Origin of the sequence: Amycolatopsis sp. BJA-103, from assembly GCF_002849735.1 — a bacterium.
GTDB lineage: Bacteria > Actinomycetota > Actinomycetes > Mycobacteriales > Pseudonocardiaceae > Amycolatopsis.
This window is the reverse complement of sequence record NZ_CP017780.1, coordinates 9,077,126-9,092,052: the sequence shown is the minus strand read 5'-3', so window position 1 is coordinate 9,092,052 and position 14,927 is coordinate 9,077,126. Positions and strand designations below refer to the sequence as shown.

Below are 14,927 nucleotides of genomic sequence, written 5' to 3'. Positions count from 1 at the left end.
TTGTCTTCACCGGAAAAGCTCGCCGGCTCCGTTCTCGTATCGGGCTTCGACGGCACGACCGCACCGGATTGGCTGCGGCGCAAGGTCGCCGACGGCCTCGGCGGCGCGATCCTGTTCGGCCGCAACGTGGTCGACGACGAGCAGGTGGCCGCGCTCAGCGCGCAGCTGCGGGCGGAGCGGCCCGACGTGCTCATCGGCATCGACGAAGAGGGCGGTGACGTCACGCGGCTCGACGTCGCCACCGGCTCGTTCGTCCCGGGACCACTCGCGCTCGGCGCCGCGGACGACGTCGAGCTGACGACCTCGGTCGCGGCGGCGCTCGGCGAGCGGCTGGCCGCGTGCGGGGTCACGATCAACTTCGCCCCGTGCGCGGATCTGACCCTGGCGGCGGAGGATCCCTCCATCGGAGTCCGCGCGTTCGGTTCGGATCCGGTGAAGGCGTCGCCGCATGTCGCGGCGTACATCACCGGTCTGCAGAAGTACGGCGTGGCCGCGTCGGCGAAGCACTTCCCCGGGCACGGGGCGGCGACCGACGATTCGCACCACTCGCTGCCGGTCCTGCCCAGGACCGAGGCGGAACTGCACGAGATCGAACTCGTCCCGTTCAAGGCGGCGATCGCGGCCGGGGTGCGCGCGGTGATGACCGGGCACCTCGTCGTACCCGCGTGGGGCGATTTGCCCGCGACGCTCAACCCGAAGGCGCTCACCGACGTCCTGCGCGGCGAACTCGGCTTCACCGGCGCGGTGATCACCGACGCGCTCGACATGGGTGCCATCGCGGGCGAACTCGGCAAGACCGAGGGTGTCGGCCGGGCGTCGGTGCGGGCACTGATCGCCGGTGCCGACGCGCTCTGCCTCGGCGGTGTCTCGTTCGAAGAGGACGAACTGAACCGGATCGCGGCGGTCATCGCGGCCGCGGTCGAATCCGGTGAGCTGCCGATGGAGCGGCTTGTGGAGGCGTCGGAGCGGGTCGCCGCGCTCGGCACTCCCCCGGTGTCGACGCCGATCTCGCCGGTCGACCACCGGCTCGGCCTGGAGGCGGCGCGCAAGGCGCTGCGGATCCAGGGCTCGCCGAAGCTGGACGGGCCGCCGCTGGTGATCGACATCGAAACCGAGCCGATCATCGCCGCGGGCCCGATGCCGTGGGGGCTCGGTGCGCATCTGACCGAACTCGTGCCGGGCACCCGCGCGCTCAAGGTCACCTCGGACGAGATCGCGACCGCGATCGACGCCGTCCACGGCGCGCGCGACATCGTCGTGGTGACCCGTGAGGCGCACCGGCACCCCGAGGTCCGCGAGTTCCTCGGCTGGCTTCGTGAGGCAGGCGTGGACTACATCCGGGTCGAGACCGGCGCTCCCGGCCCCGGCACCGAAGGTCCGCGGATCGACACGTTCAGCGGGTCCTACGTCAGCCTCCGCGCCGCCGCGGAGTACCTGGCCTGACCCTCTCTCGCGTTTCGTCCTCTGGTTGCGGTACTTGCACGTGCAACTACCGCAGCCCGAGGACGAATTGCGTTGGGGCGTTATTCGGTTGCGAAGCGGGCGGCGGGGGTGTGTAGTCGGGAAGATCGGTTCCCGGCCCAGGAGATGATCGTCTTGCCAGTGTCCATGTTCTTCCCTCAGGTAATTTCCGCCTACCTCAAGGACATGACACTTCGTGAAGACCCTCAATCTGGGGATTCTGGCGCATGTTGACGCCGGGAAGACCAGCCTGACAGAGCGGCTGCTGCATACGGCCGGGATCATCGGCGAGTTGGGCAGTGTCGACGACGGCAGTACCCAGACAGACACGCTGGCGCTGGAGCGCGCCCGTGGGATCACCATCAAGGCGGCCGTGGTGTCGTTCGCCGTCGGCGACGTCATCGTCAACCTGATCGACACCCCCGGCCACCCCGATTTCATCGCCGAGGTCGAACGCGCGCTCGGCGTGCTCGACGGCGCCGTCCTGGTGCTGTCCGCGGTCGAAGGCGTTCAGGCGCAGACTCGCGTCCTGATGCGGACCCTGCGACGGCTGGGGATCCCGGCGCTGCTGTTCGTGAACAAACTGGATCGCCGCGGAGCCGACCCGGACCGCGTGTTCCGTGAGATAGCCGAGAAACTCACGCCGTCGGTCGTCGCGATGGACCCCGTGGCACCCGATCGGGTGGCCGACCTGCTGGCGACGCTCGACGAGGACTTCCTGACCGAATACCTCACCGCCCCGGACGCGTTCACACCGTCGCGACTGCAGGCCGAACTCACCGCGAAAGTGGCCGAAGGGCTCGCTTATCCGGTCTACTTCGGCTCGGCGATCACCGGAGCGGGTATCGACGCACTCCGCGACGGCATCGAGAATCTGCTGCCCGCCGAGGAAGGCGACGCCGACGGGCCACTGTCCGGCACGGTGTTCAAGGTCGAACGCGCTCCGGGCGGCGAAAAGATCGCCTACGTCCGGCTGTACTCCGGCACTGTCGCCGTCCGCGACAAGGTCCTGCTCGGTGACGGCGAAGGCAAGGTCACCGCGATCAGCGTCTTCGACAACGGCTCGGCCGTGTCTTCGGGATCGGCTAGTGCCGGGCGGATCGCGAAGCTGTCGGGGCTCGATGTCCGCATCGGTGACGTGCTCGGGACCAGGCCAAGGCACGCGCAAGTGGCTCTGTTCTCACCTCCGACGCTGGAAACCGTCGTCTCCCCGGTGCACGCGGTCGATCGCGGACCGCTACATCAGGCGCTGACCCGGCTGACCGAACAGGATCCGCTGATCGGCCTGCGGCACGACGAGATCCGTGGGGAAACCTCGGTCTCGCTGTACGGCGAAGTGCAGAAGGAGGTCATTCAAGCGACGCTCGCGGAGGAGTACGGCATCGACGTCACGTTCAGCGAGACGACCACGATCTGCGTCGAGCGCGTCTCCGGCACCGGGTCGGCCGCCGAAATCATCGACAAAGCGCCGAATCCCTTCCTCGCCACGGTCGGATTACGCGTCGGACCAGGCCCGGCGGGAAGCGGGATCTCGTTCCGGCTGGAGGTCGAACTCGGCTCGATGCCGTATTCCTTCATCAAGGCCGTGGAGGACACGGTGAAAGAGACACTGCGCGAAGGCGTCCACGGCTGGGAGGTGCTCGACTGCGTGGTGACGATGACGCATTCCGGCTACCACGCCAGGCAAAGCCACGCCCACGGCACGTTCGACAAGAGCATGTCCAGTACCGCGGGCGACTTCCGCGATCTGACGCCGCTAGTGCTGATGGCGGCGCTGCGACAGGCCGGGACGACCGTGCACGAGCCGATGCACCGGTTCACCCTCCAGGCCCCGGCCGACACGCTCGGCCCGGTCACCGCGCTGCTGGCGCAGGCTTGGGCCGTCCCGCGCACGACACTCACGAGAGGCGGGACGGCGGAACTCGACGGCGAGATCCCGGCGGCGAAAACCCATGAGGTGCACCAACTCCTGCCCTCGGCGACAAGGGGCGAAGGCACGATGGAGACCGCCTTCCACGGCTACCGGCCCGTCCGGGGCGCGGCACCGTCACGGTCGCGGTCGCGGACCGATCACAACCCGTTGGAGCGCAAGGAATACCTGCTACGCGTGCTGCGGCGTGTCTGACGTCACGGCGTTCAGAGCGCCTTTACGACGGCGACCATGTCCTCCGCGCCGAACCCGAGCCGCTCGGTCTCTGCGTAGAGGGCACGGGACGCGTCGAGCAGCGGCAGGGTGAGTCCCGCTCGCCCTGCCGCCGCCGCGATCAGCTCGACGTTGGCCAGGACGTTCGCGATCGACGCCTGCGGCGTGAAGTCCTCTTCGGTCAGTTTGGGCACCTTGACCCGCAGGATCGGGCTGGCCAGCTGCCCCGCGCCGAGGACGTCGGTGAGCAGGCCGAGGTCGAGACCGTGCGCCCTGGCGAAGCGGACGGTCTCGGCCAGCCCGGTCACGACCGCGGTCAGCTGCACGTTGACCGCCAGCTTCATCAGGAGCCCGTTCGGTACCGGCCCGCAGTCCACGGCCTCCCGGCACAAGGGCCCGAGCAGCGACCGGATCTCCCCGATCGCGCCCGGGTCACCCGCGAGCATGGCGACCAGCTCACCCGCCTCGGCCGGAACCCTCGAGCCGGAAACCGGCGCCTCCACGTACTTCGCCCCGGCCGCGAGGAGCTCGGCCTCGATCCCGCGGGAGTGCTCCGGCGCCGTCGTTCCCATGTGGACGATCGTGCGGCCGGCGAGCGCGGGCCGTCCGCGGTCGAGCACGGCATCGACGGCCGCCGCGTCCTTCAGCATCAGGAACACGACCTCGCACCGCGTGAAGAGCTCCGCCGCGTCCTCGGCGACCTCCGCGCCCGCGGCCACCAGCTCCGCGGTCTTGCCGGGGGTGCGGTTCCAGACGAGCAAAGGGATTCCGGCCCGCGCCAGGTTCAGTGCCATCGGCCCGCCCATACTGCCCAGCCCCGCGAAACCGACTCGTGAGATACCCATGGACCCACTGTGCCGCAGGGTCGCGAACCGGTGTGGACGATGAGATGTTCCTGCCGGAAATCGCGAGGAATGCCCCTCGTGAGTGGTAGGGACGGTTCTATTGAGGGGGAGGTCGAGCGTGTCGTGTTCAGGCGGGATGGGCGTTCACGTGTGATCGGGCGGCGATCAGGGAGTTCGGCGTCTGATCACGCGAGATCCGTCTCCAATCACACGAGTCACGCCCTCGCTCACCTTCGGTTCAGCCACAACGCCACCTTTGCCCTACCCCCCCAATAACCGTCCTTACCACTCACGAGGCTTTAGAACGGGTGCACCATCCACACGTTCGCTTCCACGTAGACCCCGCAGTCCCGCTCGACGTTCGCGTGCACCGGCGCGATCCCGCCGGGGATCACGTTGTCGCCGTCGGCGAGTTTGACGCCTGTCCAGTCATGCCAGTCGGCGATCGAGCCCGAGATGGTCACGGCGAACGGGCAGACCTTGATCATCCGCGCGCCGAGCCGTTCGTGGGTGCGCAGCCAGCGGTCGGCGAACAGGCCGTCCTCACGGCGCCGGACGGCGTACTCCTCCATCGGCACGTCCGGCTCGTCCTCCTTGCCGATCGGGCGCACCGAGACGATCAGCCGCTTCAACCCCGTCTCGGCCGCACGGGCCTTGAGCGCCTTCAGCATCGGCGTGGACAGGCCCGTCCCGCGCATTTTCGGTGCCACGACGACTTCGAGCGCGCACAGCGTGTCCGGCTCGCGGCCGTCCATGAGGTCCTGCGCGGCCCACTGGATCGCCTCGTCCCAGCCGTGTTCCGGCAGTTCCCGGCGATCCTCGGCGGGATAGGTCAGCGGAACCGACAGCGCCCGCGCGATCGGCACACCGTCGTCGTCCAGCGCGATCAGGAAGTAGCGGGCCCAGTGCCGCAGGAACCGTTCCGGGGTGATCATCTTGCCGCTGAAACCCCGGTAGATGAACTCACCCCCGACATCGCCGAGATTCAGTGCGGGGTCGAGGAGATCGGGACGGGACGCAAGATCGACGATTCGCATGCCGCCCAGTCAAGCGAGCCGATGATCGTCGGCGATAGCTGCTTCCGGGCGATGATCAAGCCAGCTGACGCGGCGCGGCCTGCAATCGGGAAAGAACGTCGGTGAGCCTGCCCGCGGCGACGTCCCATTCCTCGAGGACGCTGCTCCGCGCGAGCGCCGACGTCCGCAGGGAATGCCGGAGTTCGGCGTCGAGCGACCAGCGTGCCAACGCCGTCGCGAGCGCGGACGGATTGTTCGGCGGCACCAGCATGCCGGGGACCCCGCCGCCGGGCGCCATGCCGAGCGCGTCGTGCGTGCCGGCGGTTTCGGTGGCCACCACGGGGATCCCGCGCGCGAGCGCCTCGGCGACGACCAGCCCGGACGTGCCGCCCCGCGACGGGAGGACGAGCAGATCCGCGCCGTCGTAGACCAGGTCGAGGTCGTCCGGTGGCCGGATGAGGCTGATCCGGGAACCGAGCCCGAGCCGTTCGACCGTCCAGCGCAGTTCGTCGACGTAGGTGGGATCGTGGTGCGTCGCCCCGGCGAACACGCATTTGAATGCCAGTTCGTCGACCATCGAGAGCGCCTGGATCAGCACGTCCTGGCCGTGGCGCGCGGTCATCGGCGCGAGACAGAGCAGCCGGGAGACGCCGTCGGCGCCGGCGGCGAGCGGCGCCGCGTCCGTGCCGGGTGTCGCGACGTAGACCCGGGTGGGGTCGAGGTCGTGCCGGTCGATCAGCTGCCGCGCGAGCCACGGCCCGGTGGCGACGACCATTCCCGCGAGCCGCAGGGTCTCCCGTTCGCACGCGTCGAGTTCACCGGCCTGCGCCGGGTCGAGCGCGGGATCGTCGGCGAGCGGCTGATGCACCAGGACGGCCAGCCGCAGCCGCCGGGCGTGCGGGATCACGATCTCCGGGACCCCGCAGGCGACCGCGCCGTCGATCAGGACGACGGTGTCGTCGGGCAGCGCGGTGAGCGAGCGCGCCAATCTCGACCGGGCGAGTGGCCCCGGCATCGGCCAGTCGCCCGCGATCGGCAGTTCCAGCAACGGGAGGCCGGTGGCCGGGAGGTTCTGGCACATCCGCCGGTCGTACTCACCGCTGGTCTCCCCGGCTTCCCCCGGCAGGACGAAGACGACCGGTTCGGTCACGCGGACATTCGAGGTGAACACGGTTACCTCCAGGTGCGGGCGCCTTATAAGGGGACACGGACGCGGAGCCTGGACGGTTCACATCTGGAGGCAGAAATTTCAGCCGCGCACGCGGGCGATCGCGGCGACGATCTCGTCACGCAGTCCGGCCCCGACCGCGATGGTGGCCGCCGAGCGCACCGTGTGGTCGCCGCCGTCGGTGTCGACGACCACTCCCCCGGCCTCGCGCACCAGCAGGACACCCGCCATCGTGTCCCACGGTTTGTTGGCGAGGATGACGCTCGCGTCGAGTTTGCCGTGCGCGACCCAGGCCAGGTCGATCGCCGCGGAGCCGAGGAACCGGACCCGCTGGACGCGGCCGCCGAGTTCGGCCAGCAACGCCATCCGGACGCGGTTCTTGACCTCGGCGCCCTCGCCGACAGCGAAGTCTCCGATCGAGACGATCGCGTCGGACAGCTTCGTCGCCTTCGAGGCTTCGAGGCGTTCTTCGCCCGCGTACGCGCCCTGGCCCTCCACAGCGGTGTAGGTGACATCGAGGAACGGCAGGGAGATGGCCGCGACCGTGCTCTTGAGACCGTCGACGAGACCGAGCGAAACACCGCACAGCGGGATGCCGCGCGCGAAGTTGGCCGTGCCGTCGACAGGATCGAGCGCCCACCACAGGTTCTCGTCGCCCTGGTGCCCGCGTTCCTCGCCGAGGATGCCGATCTCCGGGGTCTCGCGCGCCAGGAACTCGCGCACGGCGTCCTCGACGGCGAGGTCGACGTCGGTCACCATGTCGCGATCACCCTTGGCGGCAACGGAAAACGACGTCATCGAGCGGATGATCCCGGTCGCCTTGGCGACGGCCTCGCGGGCGACGGACAACAATGCGGCGTGGTCGGTCATCTGGGTACCGTAGCCCGGTGAATCTGTTCCCGACGACCACGACGGCCGACGAACGCGCCCGGGACGCCGACGTCGCGGTGCTGCCCGTCGGCAGTTTCGAACAGCACGGCGCGCACCTCCCGCTGGCCACCGACGCGATCATCGCGACCACCATCGCCGACGCCCTCGCCTCGGCGTACCCGGTGCTGCGCCTCCCGCCGATCACGATCGCCTGCTCACACGAACACGCGGACTGGCCGGGAACGGTCAGCATCTCGGCCGCGACGCTGTACGCCGTGGTGAACGACGTCGCCGCCTCGCTGCGCCGTTCCGGGGTGCCGAAACTGGTGCTGGTGAACGCGCATGGCGGCAACTACGTCCTGTCGAACGTGGTCCAGGAATCGACGTCGCCGATGGCGCTCTTCCCCGGTGTCGAAGGCTGGCAGGCGGCGCACGACGCGGCCGGGCTGGAGACGTCGCTGGACAGCGACATGCACGCCGGGGAGCTGGAGACCTCCCTGTTGCTGCACGCCCACCCCGCGCTGGTCCGGCCCGGTTTCGCGGAGGCGGACCACCTGGCCGACGACCGGCGGCACCTGCTGACGACGGGGCTGCGGCCGTACTCGGAGTCCGGTGTGGTGGGGCGTCCTTCGCTGGCGACGGCGGAGAAGGGACGGCTGGTGCTGGAGTCGCTCGTGCGGAGCTTCGGAGACACCCTGACCGCGCTCGCCTGACCCACCCGCGCGTGCAATGAAGGGGACTTTCATTGCAAATTTTGCAATGAAAGTCCCCTTCATTGCATCCGCCGCGGGAACAACGGAGCTTCAGGAGCCGACTGAGCCGACAGTGCCGATCGAGCCGACCGAGTCCAGATGCGGGAGGAAGTGGTGCATCCGCTCCCGTTTCGTCCGCAGGTAGCGCAGGTTCTCGTCGTTCGGCGTGACCAGCAGCGGCACCCGCTCGCTGATCCGCACCCCGTGCAGTTTCAGCTGGTCGACCTTCGTCGGGTTGTTGGACAGCAGCCGCACCGACCGCACCCCGAGGTCGGCCAGGATCTCCGCCGCCGCACGGTAGTCCCGCGCGTCCACCGGCAGCCCGAGCGCGATGTTCGCCTCGACGGTGTCGAGTCCTTCGTCCTGCAGCCGCATCGCCTTCAGTTTCGCGAGCAGGCCGATGCCGCGTCCTTCATGCCCTTGCGCGTACACGAGGACTCCGGCGCCCTCCTCGACGATCGCCCGCAGCGCGGCGGCGAGCTGGTCGCCGCATTCGCAGTGCATCGAGCCGAACACGTCGCCGGTCAGGCATTCCGAGTGGACCCGCGCCAGCGTGCCGGTGCCCTCGATGTCGCCGTGCACCAGCGCCATCTGCTCGGTGCCGTCGGCGTCGAGGTAGCCGTACGCACGGAAAACGCCGTAATGGGTCGGCAATCTGGTCTCTACGACCCTCTCCACGGTCATCGCGTTTCTCCTATCCGTACAGGTACCCCGAGGCGCGGTGCGGCGGGCGTATGAGTCTTGAAAGAGCGCGCCAGCAGTACGGCGGCGCCGGGAAGGCTCGCGACGAGCGCGAGCACGCCGTAGACGACGGCCACGGTGACGCCCTGCGCCGAACCGAGCCCGGCCGTGCCGAACAGCAGCGCGCAGACGCCTTCGCGCGGGCCCCAGCCGCCGATGTTCAGCGGCAGCCCCATCGCGAGCAGGGCGAGGATCATCAGTGGCAGCAGTTCGCCGACCGGCGCGGTGACCCCGGCCGCCCGCGCGGCGACGACGAACAGGGCGAGGTGCCCGGCGAGGGTGGCCACCGAAAGCAGGCTCACCCCTGGCCAGGTCTCCTTGGTCAGCAGGCCGAGCCGGACGTCGGCGAGGGTGACGGCGAAACCGCGGCGCCACTTCGATCCACTGTGGATCCAGTGTTTCCCCGCCGTCATCCCGGTGACGACGGCCGTGAAAGCAACGACGACGACCACGATCGCGGCGACCAGGACGACCCCGTCGATCGGCGGCGGGACCACGGAAGGCGCACTGAGCACGACGGCGACCGAAGCGCCGATCACCGCGACCTGCCCCGCCGTCCGCTCCAGCACCACCGCGCGGACCCCGCGCGGGACGTCACCGGATTCGCGGCCGTGCTGCACGGCGCGGTTGACGTCACCGAGGACTCCCGCCGGCAGGACACCGTTGAGGAACAACGCGCGGTAGTACTCGCCGACGGCGCTCCACAGCGACAGCTTCAGGCTCAGCCGCCGCGCGACCAGGCACCAGCGCCAGGCGCTGAACACCGTCGTCGCGAAGCCGATCCCGAGCGCGGCGGCGACACCGGTGGCGTCGACCTCGCGCAGCCCGTCCAGGAAGGCCCGGGTGCCCAGTTGCCAGACGAGAACGGCGAGGATGCCGAGCGCGCCGAGGATCTTCAGCCAAGGCCAAAATCGCTTCACGACGGCACCACCAGAAGATCTTCGTGCTGGATCACCGCGTTCAGCTCGCCCGCCGCGCACTGCGCGAGCCGCCACCGCAGGTAGGCGTCCCCGTCCGCCGAGAGCTCCGGCCGTTGCTCGCGGGCGGCACCGACCCAGCCGGTGAGCCATTCCGCGGTCAGCGCGGCCTGGTCCGCCCCGAGCCGCCACGGGCTCGGGGCTCGCCGCACGGTGGCGCCGAGCCGTTCGAAGACGCCGAACGCGACGTCCACCGCGTCCGGGCCGAGAAGCCACCGGCCGTTGGTCACCCGGCGCTGGTGGGCGTTGAAGGCGTCGGCGATCTCGACGTCGAACTTGTCCTTGGGCGACAGCACGACCCGGCCCGACACGCTCAACGTGAACAGGACCGCGCAATTGGCCTCGACGCACGCCTCCGCCAGCCTGCTCATCTCCTCGGCGGTGAGCAGGTCGAGCAGCGCGGACGCCGCCACGAGCGACGTCCCGGCGAGGTCCTCGGCACGCAGTTCGGTGATGTCGCGTTCTTCGGCGACGACGGTGACTTCGCTTCCGTCCAAAGCGTGCTCCGGACGGCTGGTGCGGGCCAGCGCGTGGGTGAGCAGATCGGTGTCGCGGTCGTGCAGGATCCAGCGCTGGCGGCCGGGCAGCCGCCTGGCCAGCCAGCGGCCGAGTGATCCCGTGCCGCAGCCGAGATCCCGGACGACGACCTCGTCCTGTGTCTTCAAGAAGGAACGGACCGGCTCGATCAGCTCGGTCGCGCGCGCGGCGGCGTCGGCGTCCTCCCGCAATTGCAGCCAGCTGGGGGCGTACTTGGTCATGCCGCCGTCCTTTCGTTCAGCAGCACGGCGGCGACGCCGCGGGCCGTCGCGTCCCAGCCGGTCAGCGTCTCGCGGCGAAGGCGGGCGGAGGCGCGAAGACGGTCACGCAGTTCAGGCTCGGTGAGCCAGCGGCGAAGGGCGGCGGCCAGCGCGTTGACGTCCTCGCCGGGTACGAGCATCCCGGGCACGCTGCCGTCGGGCGACCGGCCGAGCGTGTCCGGCAGCGCGTCGACGGCGGTCACGAGCACGGGAACGCCGTGCGCGAGCGCCTCGGTGACCACCATGCCGTAGGTCTCCGCACGCGAAGGCAGCACGAGAAGGTCTGCGGCCGCGTACGTCGCTTCGAGCGCTTCGCCGGACCGGGGGCCGGTGAGGGTGAACCTCTCGCCGAGAGTGTGTCGCCGCAGGCGCTCGACGTAGCGCGTCTCGCGGCGGATGGCGCCGACGCATTCGCAGATCCACGGGAGATCGGTGAGCGACTTCAGCGCGTCCGCGAGCAAGCCCTGGCCCTTGCGCGGGGTCACGTTGGCGACACAGACCAGGTGCGTCCCGTTCAGGCTTCCGGGCGAGACTTCAGCCTTGTCGACGCCGGGCGGCACCGCGTGAACGCGATGCGGGGCGAGGTCGTGGTGCTCGATCAGCCGCCGCGCCGCCCAGTCGCTCGTCGCGACCACGGCCTCGACAGCGCCGAGCGTCTCTCGCTCCAGACGGTCCAGTTCGGCGGCGAGCGAGGGCGAAAGGCCCGTCTCGTCGGCCAGCGGCAGGTGCACCAGCACCGCGATCGACAGCCGTTGCGCCGCGGGCACGATCACCTCGGGCACTCCGCAGGCGACCAGCCCGTCGAGCAGGACCGCAGCACCGTCCGGTAGTTCGGCGAGCTTGCGCGCCAGGACCTTGCGCGCCTCGGTGTCGGGCCGCGGCCAGTTCCCGCGGACGGCGATCTCGCGGACCTCCACGCCCGTCGCGGCGAGGCCGTCGCACAGGCGGCGGTCGTAGACGTTGCCGCCGCTCGGCGCGCTCAGGTCGTCGACGTCGTTGGGCAGGACGACATGGAGGCCGTTCACAACACACGCTCGTAGCTCGCCCACGCGACGTGGGATTCGTGCAGCGAGACGGTGATCCCCTCGAGCCCTCGCGCCCCTTCGCCGAGCGCTCCCGCGTGGACGCGGTCCGCGAGCCTGTCGGCGATGACCTTGGCGAGGAATTCGGTCGAGGTGTTGATCCCGGCGAACTCGGGCACGTCGTCGAGGTTGCGGTAGTTCAGGTCGGCGAGCACCGCCTTGAGCTCTTCGGTCGCCTTGCCGATGTCGACGACGATGTTGTCGGCGTCCAGCGCGGACCGGCGGAACGTCGCGTCCACCACGAAGGTGGCGCCGTGCAGTTTCTGCGCGGGTCCGAAGACCTCGCCGCGGAAGCTGTGGGCCACCATGACGTGGTCGCGGACGGTGATACTGAACAACGGACCTCCTCCGGTCGTGCCCTTAACGCATGTCCTCCATCTGATAGGTGACACGGAGGCAGAGCGTTCCTGGTTCATTCGCGGCCAGACGCCCCACGACGTCCGGCAGTTCCTGGAACCGGCATTCCCCGCTGACCAGCACTTCAAAGCCCGGATCGGCCAGAATTCGCAAAGCGAGAGCCAAGCGGTCGCCGTAGCTCCGGTTCGTGCGGCGAGCGGGCGAGACCATGCCGACCTGGCTGCTGCGGATCGTCAGGCGCCGTGAGTGGAAGTTCTCGCCGAGCGGGACACTGATCCGGCGGTCGCCGTACCAGCTCAGCTCGACGACCTCGCCCTCCGGCGCCAGCAGTTCCAGCGACCGCGCCAGCCCGGCCTCGCTCGCGCTGGCGTGCACGACGAGGTCGCAGTCGCCCAGCGCGTCCTCCGGTGTCGAGAACTCGACGCCCAGCGCTTCGGCGATCTTCGCGCGCCCCGGGTCGACGTCGATCAGCTGCACACGGGTCGCGGGAAAGCCCGCCAGCAGTTTCGCGACGCTGCTGCCGACCATCCCGGCGCCGACGACGGCGATCCGGTCGCCGAGTTTCGGCGACGCGTCCCAGACGGCGTTGACCGCGGTCTCGATCGTCCCGGCGAGGATCGCGCGCTCCGGCGGCACCCCGTGCGGCACCGGCGTGACCGCCGACGCCGGGACGACGTAACGGGTCTGATGTGGATAGAGACAGAAAACCACTTGCCCGGCCAGATGCTCCGGACCATGTTCGACCACGCCGACGTTGAGGTAGCCGTACTTCACGGGTCCGGGGAAGTCGCCCTCCTGGAACGGCGCGCGCATGGCCTCGCGCTGGCTCGGCGGGACCTCACCGCGGAAGACGAGTGTCTCGGTACCCCGGCTCACGCCGGTGTACAGGGTGCGGACCAGCACCTCGCCGTCCCCGACCGGAGGGAGCGTGACCGGCAGGAGCTCGCCGTCACCGGAACCACTGAACCAGAAGGCGCGTTCCATCGTGTCCTCTCATGTCGGACCCTGGAGACGGGGTCGCCGTCACCATAACGAGGAGGCCTCGTGATCAACCCCGGAGTTTTCCTGGGGGTCCTCGTCCAGCTGGCACTGTTGGGAACGCTGGACGCCGTCACCGGACTGGGCCCGCCGGGCTGGATCGCCGGAGCGGCCTACGGCATCGCCGTCGGCGGATTCCTGACCTACGGCCTGAACCGGAGCACCGCGCGCTCCCTCGGCCCGGCCGACGCCGTGACGCTCGGACGCTCCGGGCTGGTCGGCTGTGTGACCGCCCTCGTCGTCGACACCGCGGGCGGGGAAATCGTCACGATGGTCGTCATCGCGTCGGTCGCGCTCGCCCTGGACGCCGTCGACGGCCAGGTCGCGCGCCGCACCGGTACGGCGTCGCCCCTCGGCGCGCGCTTCGACATGGAGGTCGACGCGTATCTGATCCTGATCCTGAGCGTGGTCGTCGCCCAGTCGCTCGGTCCGTGGGTGCTCACGATCGGCGCGATGCGGTACGTCTTCGTCGCCGCGAGCCGGCTGTGGCCGTGGCTGAACACTCCGCTGCCGCCGAGCCTGGCGCGCAAGACGGTCGCGGCGGTGCAGGGCATCGTGCTGGTCGCGGCGGCTTCGACGATCCTGCCGCTCTGGGCCGGTTTCGTGGTGACGCTGGGCGCGCTCGGGCTGCTGACCTGGTCTTTCGGCCGCGACACGTGGTGGCTGCTGGAGCAGCACGCCTTCAGTGGCACGCGGCGTGTGACGGCCGACGTCGCGTGATCACGCGTACTGCGCTTCTCCGTTTCCGAACGACCAGTTGATCAGATCGGTCTCGTTGATCGTCACGAGCACGTTCCGCGGCTCGGTACCCGAGTACTCCTCCGCGAGCTCCGCGATCCGCCGGTACAGCGCCTTCTTCCGTTCGTCGGTGCGCCCCGGGCGCATGGTGATCGCGACGAACACGACCCCCTCGTCCCGGTGGATCCCCAGGTAGTCGTCGTACTTCAAGGTGCCCTGGCCGTTGAGGACCTGGAAGCGATCGTCGGCCGGGATGCCGAGCGTCTCGACCATCGCGTCGTGGACGGCGTTGCCGAGGGCTTCGAGCCTGTCGGTCCCGACAGCGTCGATGCGTACGAAGGGCATGTCAGTTCTCCTTGGTCGCGAGCAGGCCGAGGGCGCCGTCGACGGCTTTCGCGAACACGTCCGGGGATCCGGCGGCACGAGCAAGGACGTAACCGCCCTGCAGGACCGCGACCAGCGCGGTCGCCGTGGCGGTGGAATCGAGCGAAGCGTCCAATTCGCCGTTCACGCGGCCCTCTTCGAGCAGTTCTGCGAGACGGCCGGTGAGCCAGCCGAAGGTGTCCTCGACCGGCTTTCGCAGGTCCGGATCGGCCATCACGTCGGGATCCTGGGTGAGCTTGCCGACCGGGCAGCCCTTCAGCACGTCGCGCTCGCGGCGCAGGTAGACGGTGATCCGTTCGACGACCGTGCCGGATCCGGTGAACTCGGCCTCCGCCCTCGCCCGCAGCTCTTCGGCGTTGCGGCCGATCGCGGCGAGCGCGAGGCCGGACTTGCCCTGGAAGTGGTGGTACATGCTGCCCTGGCCGGCGCCGGAGCGCTCCTGGATCGCCTTCGGGCTGGTGCCGACGTACCCGCGCTCCCACAGCAGTTCGCGAGTACTCTCGATGAGCTGTTCCCTCTTGTCCACACCGAGACCGTACATACTAGTAGGTACAGAGC

16 protein-coding genes are annotated in these 14,927 nt (G+C 69.7%); 4 read left to right on the top strand and 12 right to left on the bottom strand.

Annotated elements, in window-relative coordinates:
- Together BKN51_RS41265 and BKN51_RS41260 are read left to right on the top strand one after the other, a co-directional pair.
- Positions 1–1,443, top strand: coding sequence for a glycoside hydrolase family 3 protein (locus tag BKN51_RS41265; RefSeq protein ID WP_101612712.1), 1,443 nt, complete (start codon positions 1–3; stop codon positions 1,441–1,443).
- Between the two features lie 214 nt (positions 1,444–1,657).
- Positions 1,658–3,586: an elongation factor G gene (locus BKN51_RS41260; RefSeq protein WP_101612711.1), complete on the top strand. Its 1,929-nt coding sequence runs from the start codon at positions 1,658–1,660 to the stop codon at positions 3,584–3,586.
- An 11-nt stretch (positions 3,587–3,597) separates the two neighbouring features.
- Here the strand turns inward: BKN51_RS41260 and BKN51_RS41255 are convergent, their stop codons facing one another.
- The 4 genes from BKN51_RS41255 to BKN51_RS41240 form a co-directional block, all read right to left on the bottom strand.
- Complete coding sequence (locus BKN51_RS41255; protein WP_101612710.1) at positions 3,598–4,449, bottom strand: NAD(P)-dependent oxidoreductase; 852 nt, start codon at positions 4,447–4,449, stop codon at positions 3,598–3,600.
- 299 nt (positions 4,450–4,748) lie between these two features.
- Positions 4,749–5,486: a Long-chain-fatty-acid--CoA ligase gene (locus BKN51_RS41250; RefSeq protein WP_101612709.1), complete on the bottom strand. Its 738-nt coding sequence runs from the start codon at positions 5,484–5,486 to the stop codon at positions 4,749–4,751.
- Between the two features lie 55 nt (positions 5,487–5,541).
- Complete coding sequence (locus tag BKN51_RS41245) at positions 5,542–6,636, bottom strand: glycosyltransferase family 4 protein (RefSeq protein ID WP_101612708.1); 1,095 nt, start codon at positions 6,634–6,636, stop codon at positions 5,542–5,544.
- A gap of 78 nt (positions 6,637–6,714) precedes the next feature.
- Positions 6,715–7,503, bottom strand: coding sequence for an inositol monophosphatase family protein (locus BKN51_RS41240; RefSeq protein WP_101612707.1), 789 nt, complete (start codon positions 7,501–7,503; stop codon positions 6,715–6,717).
- Between the two features lie 17 nt (positions 7,504–7,520).
- On the opposite strand from BKN51_RS41240, the gene BKN51_RS41235 reads away from it, so the two are divergent.
- Positions 7,521–8,216, top strand: a complete 696-nt coding sequence (locus BKN51_RS41235) for a creatininase family protein (protein WP_168214510.1) — start codon at positions 7,521–7,523, stop codon at positions 8,214–8,216.
- Between the two features lie 90 nt (positions 8,217–8,306).
- On the opposite strand, the gene ribA is transcribed toward BKN51_RS41235, so the two are convergent.
- Genes ribA through BKN51_RS41205 form a run of 6 tightly spaced genes read right to left on the bottom strand, consistent with a single transcriptional unit; the run spans position 8,307 to position 13,193 of the window.
- Entirely contained in the window at positions 8,307–8,939 is a 633-nt protein-coding gene (gene ribA, locus BKN51_RS41230) for a GTP cyclohydrolase II (protein ID WP_101612705.1), read from the bottom strand.
- Positions 8,936–9,916: a lysylphosphatidylglycerol synthase transmembrane domain-containing protein gene (locus BKN51_RS41225; protein WP_101612704.1), complete on the bottom strand. Its 981-nt coding sequence runs from the start codon at positions 9,914–9,916 to the stop codon at positions 8,936–8,938. The genes ribA and BKN51_RS41225 overlap by 4 nt, the downstream gene beginning before the upstream one ends.
- On the bottom strand, positions 9,913–10,731 hold the full coding sequence (locus BKN51_RS41220; RefSeq protein WP_101612703.1) for a class I SAM-dependent methyltransferase: 819 nt from the start codon (positions 10,729–10,731) through the stop codon (positions 9,913–9,915). Before BKN51_RS41220 ends, BKN51_RS41225 begins: the two co-directional genes overlap by 4 nt.
- Positions 10,728–11,795, bottom strand: coding sequence for a glycosyltransferase family 4 protein (locus BKN51_RS41215; RefSeq protein WP_101612702.1), 1,068 nt, complete (start codon positions 11,793–11,795; stop codon positions 10,728–10,730). Before BKN51_RS41215 ends, BKN51_RS41220 begins: the two co-directional genes overlap by 4 nt.
- The gene (locus BKN51_RS41210) at positions 11,792–12,190 is read right to left on the bottom strand and encodes a 6-pyruvoyl trahydropterin synthase family protein (protein ID WP_101612701.1); all 399 of its coding nucleotides are present in this window, start codon (positions 12,188–12,190) and stop codon (positions 11,792–11,794) included. The genes BKN51_RS41215 and BKN51_RS41210 overlap by 4 nt, the downstream gene beginning before the upstream one ends.
- A gap of 22 nt (positions 12,191–12,212) precedes the next feature.
- Positions 12,213–13,193, bottom strand: coding sequence for a dehydrogenase (locus BKN51_RS41205; protein WP_101612700.1), 981 nt, complete (start codon positions 13,191–13,193; stop codon positions 12,213–12,215).
- A gap of 60 nt (positions 13,194–13,253) precedes the next feature.
- Here BKN51_RS41205 and BKN51_RS41200 point away from each other — a divergent pair, with 60 nt between their 5' ends.
- Positions 13,254–13,967: a CDP-alcohol phosphatidyltransferase family protein gene (locus tag BKN51_RS41200; protein ID WP_101612699.1), complete on the top strand. Its 714-nt coding sequence runs from the start codon at positions 13,254–13,256 to the stop codon at positions 13,965–13,967.
- Here BKN51_RS41200 and BKN51_RS41195 read toward each other — a convergent pair whose 3' ends face one another.
- Together BKN51_RS41195 and BKN51_RS41190 are read right to left on the bottom strand one after the other, a co-directional pair.
- A complete protein-coding gene (locus tag BKN51_RS41195) occupies positions 13,968–14,330 on the bottom strand; it encodes a tautomerase family protein (RefSeq protein WP_101612698.1) in 363 nt (120 codons plus the stop codon).
- Position 14,331: 1 nt separating this feature from the next.
- Entirely contained in the window at positions 14,332–14,895 is a 564-nt protein-coding gene (locus BKN51_RS41190; protein WP_174720517.1) for a TetR/AcrR family transcriptional regulator, read from the bottom strand.
- Positions 14,896–14,927 lie beyond the last annotated feature (32 nt).